The 21134-nt window shown below is 62.7% G+C and carries 16 protein-coding genes and 1 pseudogene; 4 read left to right on the forward strand and 13 right to left on the reverse strand.

Going from position 1 to position 21134, the window contains the following annotated elements:
- Positions 1 to 35: 35 nt before the first annotated feature.
- Positions 36 to 818 (forward strand): DUF4412 domain-containing protein, encoded by a 783-nt coding sequence (locus ACFSJC_RS07160; RefSeq protein ID WP_386025191.1) that lies wholly within the window; start codon positions 36 to 38, stop codon positions 816 to 818.
- Positions 819 to 887: 69 nt separating this feature from the next.
- Here ACFSJC_RS07160 and ACFSJC_RS07165 read toward each other — a convergent pair whose 3' ends face one another.
- The 13 genes from ACFSJC_RS07165 to bchF form a co-directional block, all read right to left on the reverse strand.
- Positions 888 to 2300 (reverse strand): class I adenylate-forming enzyme family protein, encoded by a 1413-nt coding sequence (locus tag ACFSJC_RS07165; RefSeq protein WP_386025193.1) that lies wholly within the window; start codon positions 2298 to 2300, stop codon positions 888 to 890.
- Between the two features lie 84 nt (positions 2301 to 2384).
- Positions 2385 to 2978 carry a bacteriochlorophyll 4-vinyl reductase gene (gene bchJ / locus ACFSJC_RS07170; protein WP_386025194.1) on the reverse strand — a complete coding sequence of 198 codons (594 nt, stop codon included), beginning with the start codon at positions 2976 to 2978 and terminating at the stop codon, positions 2385 to 2387.
- The gene (gene hemN / locus ACFSJC_RS07175; RefSeq protein WP_386025196.1) at positions 2975 to 4336 is read right to left on the reverse strand and encodes an oxygen-independent coproporphyrinogen III oxidase; all 1362 of its coding nucleotides are present in this window, start codon (positions 4334 to 4336) and stop codon (positions 2975 to 2977) included. Before hemN ends, bchJ begins: the two co-directional genes overlap by 4 nt.
- Positions 4337 to 4765: 429 nt before the next feature.
- The gene (gene puhE / locus ACFSJC_RS07180; protein WP_386025198.1) at positions 4766 to 5686 is read right to left on the reverse strand and encodes a putative photosynthetic complex assembly protein PuhE; all 921 of its coding nucleotides are present in this window, start codon (positions 5684 to 5686) and stop codon (positions 4766 to 4768) included.
- Between the two features lie 142 nt (positions 5687 to 5828).
- Positions 5829 to 6290 carry a photosynthetic complex assembly protein PuhC gene (gene puhC, locus ACFSJC_RS07185; RefSeq protein ID WP_386025200.1) on the reverse strand — a complete coding sequence of 154 codons (462 nt, stop codon included), beginning with the start codon at positions 6288 to 6290 and terminating at the stop codon, positions 5829 to 5831.
- Between the two features lie 30 nt (positions 6291 to 6320).
- On the reverse strand, positions 6321 to 6968 hold the full coding sequence (gene puhB / locus ACFSJC_RS07190) for a photosynthetic complex putative assembly protein PuhB (protein ID WP_386025202.1): 648 nt from the start codon (positions 6966 to 6968) through the stop codon (positions 6321 to 6323).
- A complete protein-coding gene (puhA, locus tag ACFSJC_RS07195; RefSeq protein ID WP_386025204.1) occupies positions 6965 to 7747 on the reverse strand; it encodes a photosynthetic reaction center subunit H in 783 nt (260 codons plus the stop codon). The genes puhB and puhA overlap by 4 nt, the downstream gene beginning before the upstream one ends.
- Before the next feature lie 338 nt (positions 7748 to 8085).
- Positions 8086 to 8787 carry a magnesium protoporphyrin IX methyltransferase gene (gene bchM / locus ACFSJC_RS07200; RefSeq protein ID WP_386025206.1) on the reverse strand — a complete coding sequence of 234 codons (702 nt, stop codon included), beginning with the start codon at positions 8785 to 8787 and terminating at the stop codon, positions 8086 to 8088.
- Entirely contained in the window at positions 8787 to 9677 is an 891-nt protein-coding gene (gene bchL / locus ACFSJC_RS07205; RefSeq protein ID WP_040844310.1) for a ferredoxin:protochlorophyllide reductase (ATP-dependent) iron-sulfur ATP-binding protein, read from the reverse strand. The genes bchM and bchL overlap by 1 nt, the downstream gene beginning before the upstream one ends.
- A 23-nt stretch (positions 9678 to 9700) precedes the next feature.
- Positions 9701 to 13441 (reverse strand): magnesium chelatase subunit H, encoded by a 3741-nt coding sequence (locus ACFSJC_RS07210; RefSeq protein ID WP_386025208.1) that lies wholly within the window; start codon positions 13439 to 13441, stop codon positions 9701 to 9703.
- A complete protein-coding gene (gene bchB / locus ACFSJC_RS07215; protein ID WP_386025210.1) occupies positions 13416 to 14993 on the reverse strand; it encodes a ferredoxin:protochlorophyllide reductase (ATP-dependent) subunit B in 1578 nt (525 codons plus the stop codon). Before bchB ends, ACFSJC_RS07210 begins: the two co-directional genes overlap by 26 nt.
- A 4-nt stretch (positions 14994 to 14997) precedes the next feature.
- On the reverse strand, positions 14998 to 16284 hold the full coding sequence (locus ACFSJC_RS07220) for a ferredoxin:protochlorophyllide reductase (ATP-dependent) subunit N (RefSeq protein WP_386025212.1): 1287 nt from the start codon (positions 16282 to 16284) through the stop codon (positions 14998 to 15000).
- Entirely contained in the window at positions 16281 to 16805 is a 525-nt protein-coding gene (gene bchF / locus ACFSJC_RS07225) for a 2-vinyl bacteriochlorophyllide hydratase (protein ID WP_386025214.1), read from the reverse strand. Before bchF ends, ACFSJC_RS07220 begins: the two co-directional genes overlap by 4 nt.
- Before the next feature lie 543 nt (positions 16806 to 17348).
- Between bchF and ppsR the strand changes: the two genes are divergently transcribed.
- The 3 genes and pseudogenes from ppsR (at position 17349) to ACFSJC_RS07240 (ending at position 21128) form a co-directional block, all read left to right on the forward strand.
- Complete coding sequence (gene ppsR, locus ACFSJC_RS07230; protein ID WP_386025216.1) at positions 17349 to 18791, forward strand: transcriptional regulator PpsR; 1443 nt, start codon at positions 17349 to 17351, stop codon at positions 18789 to 18791.
- A 179-nt stretch (positions 18792 to 18970) separates the two neighbouring features.
- Positions 18971 to 19882 (forward strand): annotated as a pseudogene (gene chlG / locus ACFSJC_RS07235) (chlorophyll synthase ChlG); the annotation flags it as partial.
- Positions 19883 to 19931: 49 nt separating this feature from the next.
- On the forward strand, positions 19932 to 21128 hold the full coding sequence (locus tag ACFSJC_RS07240) for a geranylgeranyl diphosphate reductase (RefSeq protein WP_386025218.1): 1197 nt from the start codon (positions 19932 to 19934) through the stop codon (positions 21126 to 21128).
- The last annotated feature ends 6 nt before the right edge of the window (positions 21129 to 21134 follow it).

Here is a 21134-nt window from a genome sequence, read left to right on the forward strand (position 1 = left end):
GGACCAGAAACATCCTCACCACAGGGAAATCGAACATGACGCAATACCTCGCTCGACCCATCCGCCGGGGTGCGCTGCCCGCCGTCCTGGCGCTTCTCACGACGCTGATCGCACTCCCGACCGCCTTTGCCGAAGAAAAGGGGCTCTACATCGAGACGCTCAATCGCACCTCGGGATTGACGGGCGAGACGCCAACCGAAGAGTTGAGCAAGACCTATATCGCCCACGGGAAGATGAAGGTCGCGAGTTCGAAAGCGGACGGAGCCGACATGATCCTGGATCCGGCCGCAGGCACCATGACCTTCCTGAACAACGCCAAAAAGGAGTATTACCAGATCGACGTCAAGAGCATGATGGAGGGCATGTCGCAACCCGGCATGGAACAGATGCGCGCCATGATGGAGAAGACCCAGATCAAGGTCGAGGACACCGGCGAGACCCGCAAGATCGGCGAATGGGACTGCACCAAGTACGCAGTCACCAAGACCGGCATGATGGACATTCAGCAGGAGATCTGGGCAGCGAAGGACGTCGATCTCGACCTGGATCGGTTCAACAATCTCATGAGCATGTCTGGACCGGATGGCCTGCTGGGAGACTCGGCCGCCGCCAAGGCCCAACGCGCGGAGATGGAGAAGGTCAAGGGCTATCCGATCCTGACCAAGACCCGGATGCAGATGATGGGATCCACCATGGAGACCGAGAGCGAGGTCAAGGTCATCCGGCATGAACCCATGCCGGCCTCGATGTTCGAGATCCCGGACGGCTATCAGCTCAAGGAGATGATGGCCCCGCCCAGCGCTGCCGGACATCCCTGATCCAGCACGCCCCGGCACCCGACCCGAGCGCCCAACGGCGCTCGAATCCCATCGGACAGGACAGAACCCTCAGTCGCCACCAGCCGGAAACGGCTGGCGACTGGCAGCCATCCTCACCTGAGCGACGATCGCTGCGCGATCGACCTTTCCCGAATCCAACAGCGGCAAGGACGCCAGACGCATGAAGGCACGCGGCCGCTCGGGGCCGGAGAGATGATCGCCACACCAGGCATCGAGCTCGGATAGGGCCAGATCGCCGCTGTGGACGGCGATCAGCCGGTGTCCCCACACCGGGTCCGGCAGATCGACGATCAGGACGTCACCGATACCCGGCACGGAGGCCAGTGCGTTCTCGACCCTGGCCCGAGACACATTGGTGCCACCGATCACGAGCACATCGTCGGCCCGCCCGAGGATACGCAGTTCGCCTTCTGGCGAGAGACAAGCCAGATCGGCGGTCTCGAACCACCCCTCATCCAGACCATCCCCCGGCCGGCGCTCCGGATTGGCATAGCCAGCCATCACGACCGGACCGCGCATCCGCAGACGAGCGGAGCGCGTGTCGCAGCGACCGAGATCCAGATCGAGGTCGGGCATGGGACATCCCACCACAGAGGTTTCCTCGATGCGCCCGCAAAGCGGTCCCTTCGTAGCGATCTGAGAGCCGGTTTCGGTCATGCCATAGCTGACGTAAAGCGGCCACCCGGCATCCAATGCGCGCTGGGCGAGCGAGAGGCTCAGCGCCTGTCCACCGATCATGAGCACACGCAAAGACGCGGGAGGGCGACAGCCGAGCTCCAAGAGGCGGGCAAGCATCGGCGGGACCAGGGACACATGGGTCACCGCGAGGCGCTCCAGATCCCCGGCGACCCGCTCCGCCACGAAACCATCGTGGAGCAACAGCGTCGCTCCGGCCAGGGCGCAACGGTAGGCGATGGACAAGCCGCCGACATGGCTCGGTCTCAGACAGGCGAGCCAGAGATCCCCCGCCCCCAGTTCCAACACCGCATTGGCATTGAGCGCAGAGGCCAAGACGTTAGTCTGGGTGAGCATGGCGATCTTGGGACTTCCAGTGCTACCACTGGTCTTGATCAGGAACGCCAGCGATGCATCAACCGTTTCGGCATCCGGGTTTCGCTTCCCGGTCGGCAAGGGCCGCTTCGCCGAGGCATCCCAACGCCATTCCACCCCGGCCTGGGCGATCAAGGCATCCAATACACTCGGATCCGAACCCTCTCGCACGGGGAACAACACGGCCCCGATCCGGGCAAGCGCATGCTGGGTGAGGACCAGATCCCAGGCCGGCGCGTCCGGCGCCATGAGGACCTGACCGGGCAGAACGCCCGATCGCCGCAGCAAGATCTCGCGCGCCTCGATCGAGGCATGCAGCTGATCGTAGCTGCATGAACGCTCACCCTGGATCAAGGCCGGAGCAGACCCGCTCGACCAGGGGGCATCATGGAAACAGGGAAGATCGCGCATACCTGGATATCGGAACGTCGCCACCCGAAAAAGACAGGAGTCCGGCGCAGCAACAGCGAACCGGACCCTCGTGGCGGGGAGATGCTACCAGCGAATCTCGAAGACGCAGTCCGGCGCGCCGACGGCATGACAGGCGATCTCGGTCACCTGCGCCTTCGGATGGACGAGACGGCGGAAAAGACGCTCGAAGGTGCCGGCATAGAAGTCGCACAGCGGCTCCGAGGCGGTGGCACCGCGACAGAGCAGCGAGTCGCTGACGGTCAATTTCGGCGGATAGCTGGGATCGGCCGAGAAGACGCCAGTTCCGACGAAGGTCCAGGCATTGCCGCCAATGGCCTTGAGCAGCGTCCGGGTGGCCAGACGCGGCGGCAGAATGGACAGGATGGCCTGCGCCGGTCGCGGAATCCGCACCGCCAGCAGATAGTCACCCGTGCGCATCCCCGCGTCGCGCGCGATCGCGCGGGCGGAGGGAATACCCAATAGGTCCCGCAAGGCGGCCTGTAGGCGGGTCACCTCGCCCTCATCAACCATCTCGGTCGGCATCGCATCGAGATAGCGTTCCAGGCCCGCCCGGCGAAAGAGCTCGGAAACGGCCTCCGGCCCCTGCGCGGCCTCCAATGCCTCGGCGACGCGAATGATCGCGTTCGGACCGACGCGTCCATGATTTTCGTGTTTCAAATCGGTACCCTGAAGCGCCACTGGCTACTTCCCCAATCGACTAATTCGTCCTGCTCGGCGCAGAGTCCGCGCAGCAGATAACGACCCTTGGAGGTCACGCGAATCCCTGCGTCCGACACCTCCACCAGTCCGTGCTCGGCATTGCGACACAGACGACTGTATTCCTGCTCCAGATCGGTGGCCGAACTCGCCGGCAGCTGGAGATTACACATGAGATAGAGCATGGCGTCGCGCCGACGCCGATCGATCTCGCTCAACTGACGTCCCCAAGCGACCGGCAGATGGCCGCTGTTGACGCGCTTCTGCCAGACTCTGAGGTCCGGCTCGTTTTGCATCAGTGCGTCCCCAACCTCACCGATACCGCTCGGTCCGAAGGCCAGCACCTGAGTCGAGGGCATGGTCGTATAGCCGATCGCATTACGATAGAGACGTCCCTCGCGCTGCGCATCGAACAGCTCATCCGTCTCTCGCACGAAAAGGTCGAGCCCAACCCAACGATAACCGGCCTTGGTGAATGCCTCGACGGCGTTCTGGAAAAGGCCGAGCTTCTCCGCCGCAGAGGGAAGTTGATTGACGTTGATCGCGTGCTGATGAGGGCGGGTGGAGGGATCGTGGGCGTAGCTGAAACAGGCGGCACGATCGGGGGCCAGTTCCAGGATCTGTTCCAGCGTCTCCAGAAAGCTTCGCTGGGTCTGGAACGGCAGACCGTAGACGAGATCCAGGTTGACGTTCTCGAAACCGACCTCGCGCGCCGTCAAATAGACATCGCGCACCATGTTGAGCGACTGCACGCGACCGATGGCGCGCTGCACGTCCGCATTGAGATCCTGAACCCCCAAGCTGATGCGCCGGAAACCCAAACCATAGAGCAGTTCGAGTTGTCCGACCGAGGCCCGGCGCGGATTGCATTCGATCGAGGCGCAGGTGTTGGAGGACAGCTCGAAGTGATACTCCAGAATCTCCATCAAACGCGCCAATTGAGGCTCGTTCAGATGATTCGGAGTGCCTCCGCCGACATGAAGCTGATCCAACTTGCGACCACGTCCGACAAGACGGGTGACCATATCCATCTCACGCTCCAAGGCGTCGAGATACTGATCCACCTTCTCGACGCTATGGGTCACCGTCGTATCGCAGGCGCAATAGAGACAGCGAACGTGACAAAAAGGGACATGGACATACACGGCAAGCCGCTCGTCCGGTCTTCGTCGAAACGAAGAAAGCACCTCCTGGTAGTGCGCATCGGTAAAGGGTCTGTTCTCGACAGGCCCCAAATTCGGCATGGCGCATCGGTGGGGAGGAACACCGTATCGCTCAAGCAGCTCAAGAGGAAAGACGGAAGAGGAAGGAGGCGCCATGGTCTTAACCCATCTAGTCAGATTGAACCGCTGTCATACTGGGCCTCGCCGATACACCAGACACCACCTGAGACACAGCCGCCTCCATTCGACATCCACCACCCGCCCCAGGGTCGGATCGAATACAGACCAAAGCCCGCGCGGCGGCCCTTGACTGGCCCGCACCGACAATGGTCGAAGGCGTTTGCGAAACGGTACTACGAAGACGTACGGTGGAATTTTTACTGGATCCAGCCGGACCCAATGGGGACAGCATCCAGGCTACTGGCTGCAACGGCCATCCGAAACCCCTTCACACGTTGTCGACTTAGGTGTGATCATCGGCGCACCGAAATTATACTGCGCACGCTACCGAACCTCTACCTCGTCAAGACACCCAAGGTGAAATTCCGGTTCGTTTATGATGATCGGAGTCAGAAACGGCCCGATTCAGGCCTGATAGGCTCGACGCCAAGGTGGAGGTGGAACGGTCGTCCGTGAGAGTTCGTGGCTCGTCGTCCCGCGCTGTTTCGACGAACGTCTCCGCTTGGCAAGCACATTGGATTGACTCGAATCCGAGCCTGGCCGACCCGAATCATCGGAGCCGGGAACATCCTTATGTGGTAAAGCCCAGGCCCAAAGGGCCTCGTCTGGCAGGGGCAGAACCAGAAACCAATGCTCCAGAATCGCCAAAGCCAGCAATGTGGCGACCAAAACCAACCCCTGCGACACGGCTCCGACCTGGCTGGGCTCGCGTGCCTCCAGCACGATCAAGACCACAACCACAGTCGCCAGAGTTACGGAAACCGGAAACAGCAGATTCATGCCCCGCTTCGACATGTACGTCTTGAGATAGCGCAGATGCTCGGGAAGCCAGTCCTCGTTGAGGTTCGGCACGCCGAGGAAGAGGTTCAGCTTCGCGCTCCAACGCATCAGCCACAGAACCACAAAGGTCCAGGCCGCGACCTGATTGGGCTCCTCCCAGGAGATAAGCACCAGGAAGAGAGCGGTCCCCATCACCGCCAACTCGTGATAGAGACTGGTCATGATCGCCAAACCGAAACGTCTCAGATCGGAGCACCCGGGTGGACAGGGCGTCTTGCGCGGCCCGGTGGCCAACCCGGTGAAATAGCTCATCTCCAGCACGCCCCAGATGACGACCCCGCAGGTGAAGGCGGCATACTGTGCGAAGCTCGTTATGGAGGCGCTGCTGATGACGACACCGAAGGTGGCGATCGCCAGAACGAGGGTGCCGCCGAGCAGGGTCCAACGAAAGGTACGTCCAGGCAGATTATCGAGATAGAGCACCACTCCGGTGCTGAACCACCAGAGACCGAGCGCGTAAAGGACGGGGAAACCGTAGTCGGACATGCTGTAGACCCAAGTCTTGGTGCCGTTTCGAACGAGACGATCTGCAGTCAGCGGGCAAGAGGACCGCGATCGACCGTCCTAACCACGACCGAAATCGATAGCGAACAACCAATCGGGTCCACTCGGCTAGGTAGGCTAGCCGTCATTGGGAAGCGCCACGTGCTGGCAGCAGCGCGGCGAAGGACGCTTGGTTGGTTTCGCCATAGGCCCTCAGGTCGATGACGATGCCAGTGGTGGGATCTTCGAGGGTCAAGTTGCCGTTCTGACGAAGGGCCAAGCGGAACGGCGCCTGATCGATCGTGGCGTCATACCCCTTACGCTGGCGACCGAACGCCCGCAACACCCCACGGATGAATCCAGCGCCGCCCGGCTCCAGGGTCTGGATCACCTCGCCAGTGGATGGGTCCACAACCTGGGTCGAACCATCGGACTGATCCACGAAATGCAGTTCGCGCTCCTGCACGATCGGGGTCAACGGAGCCTGATCGAACTTTGCGCCAGTCAGTCGGGCGACCCCGACCATAATGATGACAAAGCTCAGCAAGGAAGCGACGGCGATTAAGACGCCCCTAGGAAAAGGGCGTTCACCATACTCTTCAGTCAAAATGGAACCTCATCGGAATGAGAAATGCCGTCAGGAAGCCAGCGATGTCTCGCCTTGCGCCGAGGACTCAATCGACCCGCCATCAGCCTGCCGTGACTCCTCCAGATAGCCCGCAAGGGCATCCGAAAGAATCTTGGCAACCGCCGCAGCATCTGGAATCGCTCGCAGCATCGGCTGCGTCGGCGAGAAATGCCACGGCCTCACGTGAGGCCAGAAGATCATGTACGAAGGCCGAGCCGACTTCGCGAGCAGAAGCGGTATATCGCCACTGCCGTCCGAATAGACCCGAAGGTCCACCGACCGGAACTGCTTGAACGGAAGGTTCATGATCATCGGCAAGGCGACGCCGATGCGCATGACGACCCGGCGGTTCGTGATGGTGTAGAGCGTCGTGCGAGCCATTGCCCAACCGAGCAAGGTCAACGCACCAATCGACACCAGCGCCAGCGCAAAGATCCAGGTCACGCCCTGAATGACGCTCGCCGTGGAAGATCCATCAGACCAATCCACGACGAGACGCAAGACCACGAGCACCGCGAAATAGACAGCAACCTTGCGAACATGGAAGGCGCGCCGCGCAAGGACATCCCAGCGCGGCGAACCCTGCCAGAGCATCTCCTCTCCAGGAGGAAGACGCTCAGGAAGCCCTCGAACGGGCTCGAAGTCATACTCCCTCACAATAAGGGTCCGGAACGATCTGCAGTAGCGTAGAGCTTACCACCGCCGTAATAGGCGCTGACCTTGTCTTCTTCGTAGAGCGTGATCTGATCCGGCTTCGACAGCACGGGCACGTTCGCGAAGTGAGCGGCCTTGATTGCGGCAACCTTGACCTTACGTGCCTTCTTATTGAAGACGCAGAAACCGATCGGAACCAAGGCTTGCTTACCACCGGCCGCGACCTTCAGCTCAAGGTAACGGATCTGAGGCTCGGAACGGTCGACCCAGACATCGGTGATGGTACCGGCCGGCTCGTCATCCAGGCCGACGACGGTCATGCCGCGCGGATCCGGATCTTTGTCGGCGATGGAGAAATCGGTGGCGACACGCAAAGGCACGATCTTCGCCACACCATCGATGGTGAGATCGCAGTGCTTGGCGCGATCCGGAGAGGCGGCGGGACCGAAGGCGGACAGCATGGGGTCGCCGACCGGCTCAAAAGGTGCGCCCGGGAAGGGAGCGACAGGCGTCGCCTTCAGGTTGGCCAGCGGAGCCTCGGCACGCGGGGCCGCGACGGTGCCGGCATTGTGCGGCAGGATGAAGGTTTTGGGATCGGGCAGACCGGGGAAGCCGACGACCTTCACGCGACCGCCGGAGCGTTCGGTGCGGTCCGAGTCAAGCGGATAACCTTCCCGCTTGTCCTCGCGGCGGAGATAGATGATGAGTCCAGCAAAGAAGAACCAGAACGCCCAAATCGTCAATTGAGCAACGTCGATGTAGTCAGTGATGGCAGCAGACATGATGTAACCTCCGTAGGACAAATGGCTAGCCGGAACAGCCGACTAGACCGAAGCGCGATGACCGCCAGGAACCAAGTCCTCGCACCGTTCGCACGAATGGAGCGACAGCGAACGGCATGGCGAAAAGCGTTAAGATCTCAATGTGATAAACGACTCTATAGCCGGTGGAAAAACCGGTCAATGCCGGGCCGATAACCCACTGGATGACGCCTTTGACCGATGCCGCCCGCTACGCCCCCAGAGCAATCCCCACAGCGCTAGGCTGGGTCCTCCACGGCGCGCAATGCGCCCTCACCACAACGTCACCGATCCGATCGGTGACGTTGCAAGGCCGCGTCTCATCCGGGAATCAGTTCCAGTGCCTGAGACGTATAAAAGCCAACGGCAATGCGCCGAGTCCGATTCGGCTGCCAGCCGGCCAGTCCCGCATCGGCGGCAATCAAACCCTTCAAGGTCTTGACGCTCACGGGCTCGATCGCCGGCGAGCGATCACCGCGCGGAAACAATTTGCCAACGGCATGCATGATCGCAAGCGGCACGGTCTTCGGCGCGAAGGTGAAGATGATCGAGGTGCTGGTCCGCTCGGCCAGCCCGGCCAAAACATTCACGACATCCGCCGGTCGATAATGAATCAGCGAATCCATGCCGACCACATGATCGAAACGACCGTGAGCCGGGTCCAGCATGTCTCCCGCCTCGAAATGGATCGAGCCACCACCGAAGTCCTTGGGCGCGCGTTCGCGGGCGATCTCGATCAGGGTCGGCGCCACGTCGATCGCCACCACCTCGGCGCCACGACGTGCCGCCTCGACGGCCAGCGCACCGGTTCCGCAACCCGCATCGAGTAGGCGCTTACCGCTCAGGTCGGCAGGAAGCCAGTCGAGCAATGTATTGCGCATGTCCTCGCGGCCCGCTCGCACAGTCTCGCGAATACGGCTGACCTTGACGTCCGAGGTCAGCTTCGACCAGGCATCCGCCGCCGTCCGATCGAAATAGGTTTCGATCTGTCCGCGCCGCTCTTGATAGGAACCATTCGGCATCAGTCGAACCCCAGAAAATCGAAAATGTCACGGTCGCGCATGGGGTGAGCCTCAAGAGGCTCGACGCCATCCCAGAGTCGCTGGGCCAGGTCCAGATATTGCTGCTGCGCCCCCTCCAGACCCGAGCCCGGCTCGGGATCCATTTCGAAGACGGTCGACTTCTTGAGTCGACTGCGACGAATGATGTCCAGATCGGGCAAATGCGCCAATCGCTTAAGACCGACCGCATCGACGAAGCGATCGATCTCGTCGGTATTCCGGCTGCGGTTGGCGATGACGCCGCCGAGTCGCACGCCATAGTGCTTGGACTTGGCCAGGATCGCCGAGGCGATACGGTTCATGGCGAAGATCGAATCGAAGTCGTTCGCGGTCACGATCAGCGCGCGCTCGGCATGCTGCAAGGGGGTCGCGAAACCACCGCAGACCACATCGCCGAGCACATCGAAGACGACGACGTCCGTGTCCTCCAGCAAATGATGCTGTTTGAGCAGCTTGACCGTCTGGCCGACCACATAGCCGCCGCAGCCGGTGCCAGCCGGCGGCCCGCCGGCCTCGACGCACATGACACCGTTATAGCCTTCGTAGACGTAGTCGCTCGGACGCAGCTCCTCGGCATGGAAATCGACCGATTCCAAGATATCGATGACGGTCGGAACCAGGCACTTGGTGAGGGTGAAAGTCGAATCGTGCTTCGGATCGCAGCCGATCTGCAGGACACGCTTGCCCAGCTTCGAAAAGGCGACCGACAGGTTCGACGAGGTCGTGCTCTTGCCGATTCCGCCCTTGCCATAGATGGCGAACACCTTGGCCGTATCGATGCGCATATCCGGGTCGAGCTGGACCTGCACGCTGCCTTCACCATCGGGTTGCTTGGGCAGCGAACCGAACATATCGACGGGCAACTCCTGAATCGTCACGCAGCCGCCTCCTCGATCACACCTTCGAGTCGATCTTCCAACTCTTCCCCCGCCTTTCTAAGCGCTTCAAGGGTCGCCTCGTCGGGCGACCAGTAGTTACGTTCATGGGCCTCGATCAAACGATTGGCGACCTTGGCCGACGCGGTCGGATTGAGTTGCGCCAAACGGTTGCGCATCTCTTCGTCGAGCACGAAGGTCTCGGTCAGCTGCTGGTAGACCCAGGGCGCGACCTGACCGGTCGTGGCCGACCAGCCCATGGTATTGGTGACATGCACCTCGATCTGACGCACGCCCTCGTAGCCGTGTTTGAGCATGCCCTCGTACCACTTTGGATTGAGCATGCGGGTACGGGTCTCCAGCGCCACCTGCTCGGCCAGGGTGCGAACCACGCCGTCGCCGCGCGTCTGGTCGCCAATGTAGACCGGAACTTCGTCACCCTTGTAATGGTTGACCGCCTTGGCGATGCCACCGAGGGTATCGAAGTAATGGTCGACGGTGGTGACGCCGAGTTCAACCGAATCGAGGTTCTGATAGGCGAGCTGCACCTGACCGAGACAACTCTTGAGCAGATCCGCCTGCTGCACCGGCTTGCCGGAGCGGCCATAGGCAAAGCTCTTGCGTCGGGTGTAGGTCTCGGCCAGCTCCTCGCCTTCATCCCAGCTGCTGCTGTCGATGAGGTGATTGACGTTCGCGCCATAGGCACCGTCGGCGTTACTGAAGACGCGCAGCGAGGCGGTCTCCAGATCGCAGTCGTGGGCCTGCTGATACTCCAAGGCATGCTTGCGGATGAAGTTCTGCTCGACCGGCTCATCGGCAGAGGCGGCCAGGAAAGACGCCTCGGCCAACAGCTTGGTCTGCAGCGGCAGCAGATCGCGGAAGATGCCGGACAGCGTCATGACCACGTCGATGCGCGGACGACCCAACTCCTCCAAGGGGATCAGGGTCGCACCGGCCAGCCGGCCATAGTTGTCGAAGCGCGGAAGCGCACCGATGAGCGCGAGCGCCTGACCGATGGGACCACCCTCGGTCTTGAGGTTGTCGGTTCCCCAGAGGACCAAGGCAATGGTCTCGGGATAGCCGCTGCCATCGGTACGATGGCGCTCGATCAGACGCGCGGCCTGCTGAGCGCCGTCCTTGACCGCGAAGAGGCTCGGCAGACGGAAGGGATCGAAGCCGTGAAGGTTGCGACCGGTCGGTAGAATCGCCGGGGTACGCAGCAGATCGCCGCCGGGCGCCGGTGGGATGAAATGCCCGTCGAGCGCGCGCAAAATCGCCGGAATCTCGGTGTCCTGGACCAGCAGGCGATCGATTTCGGCCAACTCGCGGAAGAGCGCAACGTTCTCCTCGGTCGTCTTCACCTTGGCAGCCTTGAGCGCCTTTTCGGGCGACTTGCCGGCGACCAGCGCCTCAAGCGCGGCCTTATCGGGACGCACGTCCTTGGTCGATTCGGCGACGGCCATCAGGAGGTCGACGCGCTCTTCCTCACTCGGCGACTCACCGACGACATGCAGACCGTGCGGAATCAGGGTGTACTCCAGCTCCAGCACTTCTTCATTGAGCTTGGCGATACGCGTATCCACGTCTTCACCCCAAGCAGGTTCCAGCTCGGCGAGTTCCAGCTCCGCCGCCTGGGCCTGGATGATCTCGGCCAGCGAGGTGCGCTCGTCGACATCCGTCGGCGGCAGCGAACGCCAGCGCTCCATGGAGCCCTTGAGTTCGACCAAGCCCTTGTAGAGCCCCGCGTGGGTGATCGGCGGCGTCATGTAGCTGATCAGGGTCGCGGCCGAACGACGTTTGGCGATGGTGCCTTCGGAGGGGTTGTTGGAGGCATAGAGATAGACGTTCGGCAAATCGCCGATCAGGCGATCCGGCCAGCACTCGCTGGAAAGACCCGCCTGCTTGCCTGGCATGAATTCCAAGGCGCCGTGGGTCCCGAAATGGAGCACGGCGTGGGCGCCGAAATCCTCGCGGATATAGCGGTAGAAGGCCGAGAAGGCATGGGTCGGAGAGAAGCCCTTCTCGAACAAGAGGCGCATGGGGTCGCCTTCGTACCCGAAAGAAGGCTGAACGCCGACGAAGACGCTGCCGAACTGGGCACCGAGCACGAAGATGGAGGCGCCGTCGCTCTGCTGCTTGCCAGGCGCCGCCCCCCACTGCTTCTCGATCTCGGCCAGATAGCGCTCGCGACGGACATGGTCGTCTGCGGGAATGCGGGTGTGCACGTTGGCGTGCGCGCCAAAACGAGAGGCATTGCCGTTGACGATACGCTCGCGCAGATCGTCCACGCTCTCGGGCAGATCCACGTTGTAGCCCGCCGCATCCATGGCGACCAGGGTGCGATAGAGCGAGGCGAAGACCGACAGATAGGCCGCAGTGCCCGTGTTACCCGCATTGGGCGGGAAGTTGAAGAGCACGATGGCGACCTTGCGCTCGGCGCGCTCGGCCCGACGCAGACGCACCAGCTGAGCGGTACGCGAGGCAAGCATCTCGGCGCGCTCCGCATGCGAATGCATGTCGCGCGCGCCATCCTCGGAGCCGCCACCATTGCGACCGCCATAGACCATGGAGCCAGCAGCGCCGTCGAGCTCGGGGATAGCGACCATCATGGTCGCCTCGACCGGCAGCAGCCCCTGACTGGATTCCTCCCACTGATCCAGGGTCTGGAACTCGACCGCCAGGGTGGAGAGATAGGGCACGTCGAGCCGCGTCAGCATCTCCTCGGCGGCATGGGAGTCGTTGTAGGCGGGACCGCCGACCAGCGAAAAGCCGGTCAGAGAGACGACCGCGTCGACGGTCGACACGCCATCCTGCATGAAGAACTTCTCGATCGCCGGACGGGCATCGAGCCCGCTGGCGAAGGCGGGGACCACCTGCAGGCCCTTGGCCTCCAATGCCTTGATCACGCCGTCGTAATGACCCGAGTTGCCGGCCAATACATAGGAGCGCATCAACAGCAGACCGACACGCCCCTTGCGACCCTTGGCGTTGATACCCGGCAGTTGTGCGAGTTTCTCCGCGATACGCCCCTTCATCTCGGGATGATAGACGCCGACTTCGGGATACTCGACCGGCGCAGCAATCTTCAGGGTCCCGCGCAAATGACGGCGGTCGCCGTCCGCATAGCGGTCGACCAGGAAGCGCAGCATATTGGCCAGGTTTTCGTCCGAGCCGGCCAGCCAGTACTGAAGGGTCAAGAAATAGGCGCGCACGTCCTGCGCGGTACCTGGAATGAAACGCAGCAGCTTGGGGATACGGCGCAGCATCGACATCTGCTGCGCGCCGGCGCTCTGGCTACGCTCGCGATTGCCGCGCAGCTTCTTGAGCAGCGCCATGGGACCGCCGCTGGAAGAGCCGTCCATGCTGAAGCCGCCCATGCGGGTCATCTTCATCAGCTCGCTGGCGGACATGCAGACGATCATGGCGTCGCAGTTGTCGCGGCGTGCGGCAAGCGCGGGAAGGATCGGCTTGAAGTGGTCCTCCATGACGAGCATGGTGACCATGATGATGTCGCCCTCGGCGATATCGCTCAGGCAGCGCTCAAGGGATGCCGGATCGTCGGCCCACTCGGTCGCCGCATGCAGATTGAGCTGCAGCCCGGGCAAATCGCGCTGAACGATTGGGAGCGCGCGCTGAGTTGTCCCCGCCAGATGCCCATCGAGATTGACGATGACGACACGAATAGGCGTCGTGTCGGAGGATTTGGCACGCTTTTCAGCGGCCGAAGTGCGCTTTGGCATCGTAGAGCGTCTCCACAGTAATTGTCTGGATCCCGCATTCCTCGGCGAACCTTTCGGTATTGCGCCGCGCCTTTCCGCGCACGAAGAAGGGGATCTTTTTCAGTTCCTGCTCGGCTTCCGGTGCCCAAGCCATGACTGCGTCGTCCGCCCGCGCGGCCTGCTCGGTGACAGCAGGCTCCGCATCCTCCGATTGCGTCTTACGTGTTCCCGGCCCAAGGTGCGAAGGCGTCGCGGCATCATGGAACTCGAAGTCCTCCCGGAACATGGTGATGAGATGCTCTTCGAGCCCCATCATCAAGGGGTGGACCCACGTATCGAAGATGACGTTCGCGCCCTCGAAACCCATCTGAGGCGCGTATCTGGACGGAAAGTCCTGGATATGCACCGGCGCCGAGATAACGGCGCAGGGAACTCCAAGACGCTTGGCGATGTGGCGCTCCATCTGAGTGCCCAGCACCAACTCCGGCTGCAATTCGGCGACCCGGGCCTCGACTTCGAGATAGTCATCCGTGATCAGCGGATCGACACCGTAGCGCTTCGCCGCCTCGCGAACGTCACGAGCGAACTCACGAGCATAGGTACCCAATCCGACGACCGTAAAGCCGAGCTCTTCGGCGGCGATCCGCGCTGCAGCAACCGCATGCGTGGCATCCGCGAAGATGAAGACCCGCTTGCCCGTCAGATAGGTCGAATCGACGGAACGCGAGTACCAGGGCATTCTAGACCAGATAGGATCCGTCGTGGTGTCGATCTCGATACCGGCAGCACGCCCCACCTCGTGGAGGAAATCGCGTGTCGCGCCGATGCCGATGGGGACGGTCTTGACCGTCGGCTGACCGAACATGCGCTCCAACCAATGGCACGACTGATCGGCGATCTCGGGATACATGCAGACGTTGAAGTCGGCCTCCGGGATGCGCAACAGATCCTCGGGCGACGCGCCCAGCGGGGCCACGACGTTGACATCGACCCCAACCGAGTCGAGCAGACGCGTGACCTCGACCACATCGTCGCGACACCGGAAGCCCAGCGACGAAGCCCCCAGAAGATTGGCCTTGGGACGCGCACCCTCGGCGCGCAATGCACGCTCGGAGCCCGGCGCCGGAACACGGCTACGCAACAGACCACGAATCAGCTGATAGAAGGTCTCGTTGGCGCCCCAGTTCTCCTTTCGAGCATAAGCGGGCAGCTCAAGCGGAAGCACCGGAACGGGCAGCCCCATGCCCTGAGCGAGCGCGCCAGGCTGATCCTGGATCAGCTCGGCCGTGCAAGACTCGCCGACCATGAGCACGCTCGGCTTGAAGCGATCGTAGGTCTGCTGGATGGTCGTCTTCACCAACTCAGCGGTATCCGACCCCAGCTCGCGCGCCTGAAAGGTCGTATAGCTCACCGGCGGACGCTGTGAACGACGTTCGATCATGGTGAAGAGCAGGTCGGCATAGGTGTCGCCCTGCGGGGCATGCAGAACCAGATGCACACCCTTCATCGAGGCGGCCAGACGCATCGCGCCGATATGAGGTGGGCCTTCGTAGGACCAAAGGGTCAACTGCATGACATCAAACCTGCAACAGTGCGCCGCGCACGAGTGGGCGCGCAAAGAGTTCCGCCAGATCGGCCGCCTGATCGAATCCGTGGATCGGACTGAACACAAGCTCGATCGACCACTTGGTCCGCAGCCCCTCGGCCTCCAGCGGATTCGCCAGGCCCAGACCGCAGACGGTGAGGTCCGGACGATCCTCTCGAACCCGATCCAGCTGACGCTCGACATCCTGCCCCTCGGTCAGGCGCAGATCGGACGGCAACAGCTGAAGCTCGGACTCCATCAACTGGCGATCCAGGAAGGGGGTTGCCACTTCGACCAGCTCCATGCCGCACTCGCGCGCCAGAAAACGGGCGATGGGGATTTCGAGCTGCGAATCGGGCAGAAAGGTGATCCGCTTGCCGGCCAGCAGTTCGCGCTGACGCGCCAGGCCGCGCTCGGCCCGCGCGATGGGGGCGGCGGTCACCTCGCGCAAACGCTCTTCGGACACGCCCCAGGCATCTGCGGCCGCCTTCAACCAGCCCAAGGTTCCCTCTATCCCGAGTGGATAGGGGGCATCCAAGAGGGTCGCGCCACGTTTCTGCAGCGCGCGGGCGGTCTCGCCGAGAAAGGGCTGAGCCAGCAGGACCCGAGACCCATTGCCCACCGGAGGCAGCTCGGTCGACTGGCGTGGCGGAAGGAAGTGAACCGGACCGATACCCAGATCGCGGAAGATGCGAGCGAACTGGTCCTCGACCACATCGGGCAGGGTTCCGACCACCAGGAGCGAAGATTCGCCCTCCGCAAGCACGGGCAACTGAGGCGTCAGCGAGGTTAGGCAGACATCTTCGCCCTGCGTGAAGGTCGTCTCCAGACCGCTGGCCGAATAGTCGAGAACGCGCACGCGCCCCTGATGGGTCTCGGACAAACGCTCGGCCGCCTTGCCCAGGTCGAGTTTGATGACCTCGGAGGGACAGGAACCGACCAGGAACAGGGTCTTGATGTCGGGGCGGCGCTCAAGCACATCGGCCACGACACGATCGAGTTCCTGATTGCAATCGGCCAGACCGGCCAGATCGCGCTCCTGCAGAATGGCCGTCGCGAACCTCGGTTCGGCGAAGATCATCACGCCCGCAGCAGACTGCAGCAGGTGCGCGCAGGTACGCGAACCTACGACCAGGAAGAAGGCATCCTGAATCTTGCGATGGAGCCAGACGATACCCGCCAGGCCGCAGAAGACCTGGCGCTGTCCACGCTCACGGTTGACGTTCGGCACGCCACAGCCCTCGACGCCCGCGCGTCGCTGCGCATCGGCACCGCTCATTCCGCAACCTCGGCCAAGTGGCTAGCGGCTGGCGCCTTGGCGCGCGCGCCCTCGAGGCGCGCGGCGCGCAGCTTGATCAGGAACTGGGCGGCATTGACGACATAGGTCGCATAGGCCGCGAGCGCCAGCAACATCTGACCACGCGTATCCACGAAGCCAGTGAAAAGCGCGACCAGATAGGCCGTATGCAACGCGAGCACCAACATACTGAAGACGTCCTCCCAGAAGAAGGAGGGCGCAAAGAGATAACGACCGAAGACCACCTTCTCCCAGATCGCGCCGGTGATCATGATGGTATAGAGGACAAGCGTCTTGACGACGATCGAAAGGGTTGCGATAAACGCGCCCTCGCCGGTGGCGAGATAGCGCAGCACCAGATAGAGACTGATCAGAAAGACCAGAAACTGAATGGGCGCAAGAATGCCCTGGACCAGCGTCCACGGCGATTCGTCCCGCCGGAGACGCTCTTCCGGTGTGTAAAGAGGCCGACGCGGGTTCTGTTGATTATGGTGATGGGTCATCTGCTACTAGGTCGGAATCCGCTCAAGATCCTTTAGATCATCACTTAAGTCGCATGCAGAAATCTAGTCTGCTTTCCAAGATGCGTCAACCAAACTTTACGTAAACCTGACTTGACAACCCAGAACAAGCCACCACAATAGGAATTCGAACCCGGAGGACGAATTCGGCGTGCCACGCCATCGCTAACCGAGCGTTTTCCCTTAGGGAATTTCCCGTGGCAAACCGCACTCCTCGCTGGTCGCGGCGTCTGCGGGCCCGTCATCGACAAAACCCACGACAGACGTGCGTTTATTGATATCGACGTCGGCGTTCTCGGTAGCGAAGAGCCCTGCATGAGCGGATTGTCTCCAGCCAAGCCGCCATCACTTCGGCCAATCGGCCGCAAACGAGGTTGGCAGATGGCGAACACAGCCGAATGCCGTAATGCACAGCGCGTCTTCTGGCGCGCGTTACCGTATTAAATCGATCCGGCGAATCTGCCGCTGCAGGCCCAGGAGAGGGCCTTCGGGGCACGCCCAATGGCAGTGGAGGGTCTGGTCGCCGTGAGTTCGTTCAGCGCCCCGAGGGAATCCCTCGGCGTCCTCGACGCCGAGACAGCGGCGGCCTTGGTCGAGGGCATGGCGGATATCGCCGTGGTACTCGACGATCAGGGGGTGGTGAGGGACATCTCCTTCGGCAGCGACGAACTGCGCGCGGACTTCAGCGCCGATTGGATCGGCCAGCCCTGGGCATCCAGAATCGCCCCGGAGAGTCAGGCCAACCTCGAGGCCCTGCTCAACGAGGCCCGTCAGCAGACGATGACCCGCTGGCGTCAAATCAATCACCCGACGACGCGCGGAACCGACATCCCCATCCAGTATCGCGCCCTGCGCTTGCGCGATCAGGGGCCGATCGTCGTCATCGGCCGCAATCTGCAAGGCATGGCGGCGCTGCAACAGCAGCTCATCGACGCCCAACAGGCACTCGAGCGCGACTATTGGCGTTTCCGTCAGGTCGAGACCCGCTATCGCCTGCTGTTCCGCATGGTCTCCGAGGCGATCCTCATCATCGACGCCCCGACGCAACGCGTCGTCGAGGCCAATCCGGCCGCTGGTCAACTGCTTGGCGAGAGCCCGAGTCGCGTTATCGGACGCCCCTTTCCCGAGGGCTTCGACACCGAGGGCATGCACGCGATCAACGGACTCCTTGCCGGGGTCCGCGCAGCGGGCCGCGCGGACGATGTGCGCGCCAATCAGCTCGACAGCATGCAGGAATTCCTGGTCTCCGCCTCGCTGCTGCGCCAGGAAAACGCCTCATTTCTGTTGGTGAGACTGGCACCAATCCTTTCGGCGCCCTCGACCTCGACCCTGCCGGAGACGAAGGCCCGCTATCTGCGCGTGTTCGAGAACGCGCCGGACTGCTTGGTCATCACCGACCCCGAAGGCCGCATACTGACCGCGAACTCGACCTTCCTGAGTCTCGCCGAGATCCCGACCGAGCAGCAGGCGCGCGGCGAATCGCTCGACCGCTGGCTCGGACGCCCCGGGGTCGACCTCAACGTTCTTATGGCCAATCTGCGCCAGCACACGACGGTCCGACTTTTCGCGACCACCTTGCGCGGCGAGTACGGCTCGACCACGGAGGTCGAGATCTCGGCCGCTGCGGTCCGTAACGGAGAGCGCCCCTATTTCGGATTTTTCATCCGCGACGTCGGACGACGACTGAACACCGAGCAACCGACAACCCCGGAGCAGACCCGCTGGCTGGACCAACTGACCGACCGAGTCGGTCGTGTCCCGCTCAAGGAACTGGTCCGCGAATCGACCGACACCATCGAGCGTCTCTGCATTGAGGTGGCGCTCAAGTTGACCGGGGACAACCGCGCCTCAGCCGCCGAGTTGCTGGGCTTGAGTCGACAAAGCCTGTACGTCAAAATCGACCGTTATGGCATCGTCGCGGATCAGCCCTCCGACCCACCGGGGCCAGACAAGAAGGATCGATCTTGAACGGGGTCCCGCCGTCATTCCCGCTCGCCGCTCTCCATCACGAGCACCCATGTGCCGCCCTGTCGGCGCCCGAGGTGGCGCAGGCGTTATGACGAGCAATCCCCAGGCGAACGACGCCGATTTGCCTCTACCCGTAAAACCCTCACGATGAGTCGACCCTCTCGGAGCAGACGAAGGTTCCCCGCATGAATCAAACGATGCCGCTCGCGAACGCGCGCTATCCCCAGCCTTCCGCGATGCTGGAGGTGCTCCACCCCATCACCTGGTTTCCACCCATGTGGGCCTTCGGTTGCGGCGTGGTCTCCTCGGGCGCACCGATCCTGGACCAGTTGCTGGTGGTCATCGCCGGCATCATTCTCGCCGGTCCGCTGATGTGCGGCACCAGCCAGGTGGTCAACGACTGGTATGACCGCCACGTCGATGCCATCAACGAACCCAACCGCCCGATCCCGTCGGGGCGCATCCCGGGTCGCTGGGGCTTCTATCTGTCCCTGATCTGGACCGCCGTCTCGCTGCTGCTGGCCTATGCGCTCGGCCCCTGGGTCCTCGGCGCCGCCCTGCTCGGCATGGTGCTCGCCTGGATCTACAGCGCCCCGCCGCTGCGACTCAAAGGCAACGGCTGGTGGGGCAACCTGGCCGTCGGGATCTCCTATGAGGGGCTAGCCTGGGTCACGGGCGCGGCGGTCATGATCGGCGGCGCCATGCCGGACTGGAAGATTCTCATACTCGCCCTGCTTTACAGCATCGGCGCGCACGGCATCATGACCCTGAACGACTTCAAGGCGATCGAGGGCGACATCCAGATGAATGTCCGTTCGCTGCCGGTCCAACTCGGAGTGGACGGCGCCGCACGCCTCCTCTGCTTGGTGATGGGGCTGCCGCAGGCCATTGTCGTCGCCCTGCTCTTCGCCTGGGACAAGCCGGCGCATGCCATCGCCGTCGGCGTGGTGCTGCTGATCCAAATCGGCCTCATGGTCCGCTTCCTCGGCAGCCCGCGCGAGCGCGCGACCTGGTTCAGCGGACTGGGCGTCAGCGTCTATGTCACCGGCATGATGATCAGCGCCTTCGCCGTGCGCGGGCTGATCCAGTAAACCCCGCGCCTGCGTGCGCGAGTCCTTTTGCTTTCGACGAGATCTCTGCATGTCAAACCCTGATACCTTCGACGTCGTCGTCATCGGCGGCGGACCCGCCGGGGCCACGGCCGCCAACGATCTGGCCAAGCTGGGCCGCTCCGTGTGCCTGCTCGACCGCGCCGGGCGCATCAAGCCGTGCGGCGGCGCCATCCCGCCCCAGGCGATGCGCGAATTCGACATCCCCGAGTCTGCCCTAGCCGCTAAGGTCTATTCGGCACGAATGATCGCCCCCTCCGACCGCGAGGTCGACATGCCGATCGACGGCGGCTATGTCGGCATGGTCGACCGCGAGCACTTCGACGAGTGGCTGCGCGAGCGCGCGGCCCAGAACGGCGCGACCCGCAAGACCGGCACCTTCGAGCGCATCGAGCGCGACAGCGACGGCACCGCTGTGGTCCACTTCCGCGCGGGCCAGGACCGCATCAAGGGCGAGGCCGAGAGCGTGCGCGCCAAAGCCGTGATCGGCGCGGACGGGGCCAACTCATTCGTCGGCAAGAATTACGTTCCGGGCTACGAGACCGTCAAATACGTCTCCGCCTACCACGAGATCGTGGCCACCCCCAAGGACGCGGATTTCGACGGCACCCGTTGCGACGTCTACTATCAGGGCGACATCTCGCCCGATTTCTACGGTTGGGTCTTCCCACATGGCGACACCATCAGCGTCGGCGTCGGCACCGCCATCCCCGGATTCTCGCTGCGCTCGGCCTGCACCGAGCTGCGCCGCCGCGCCGGGCTGGAAGGCGCAGAGACCCTGAGACGCGAGGGCGCACCCATTCCGCTCGAACCGCTCAAGGTGTGGGACAACGGTCGCGACATCCTGCTCGCTGGAGACGCAGCCGGCTGCGTCGCACCGGCATCGGGAGAAGGCATCTACTACGCCCTAGCCTGCGGGCGCATGGCAGGCGAGGCGGTCAACGAATTCTGCACCACCGGCAACCCCAAGGCGCTCAAGAAGGCCCGTCAACGCTTCATGAAGGCGCACGGCAAGGTGTTCTGGGTCCTGGGAATCATGCAGAAGTTCTGGTATTCCAGCGACAAGCGTCGCGAGCGCTTCGTCAGCCTCTGCGCCGACCCGGACATCCAGCACCTGACCTGGGAAGCCTATATGAACAAGCGCCTGGTCAAGGCGCGACCAGGTGCCCATTTCCGGATCTTCTTCAAGGATCTCGCCCACCTGCTCGGGATCGTCTCACCTCGCTGACGACCA

The organism is Thiorhodococcus fuscus, from assembly GCF_042682685.1.
Classification (GTDB): Bacteria; Pseudomonadota; Gammaproteobacteria; order Chromatiales; family Chromatiaceae; genus Imhoffiella; species Imhoffiella fuscus.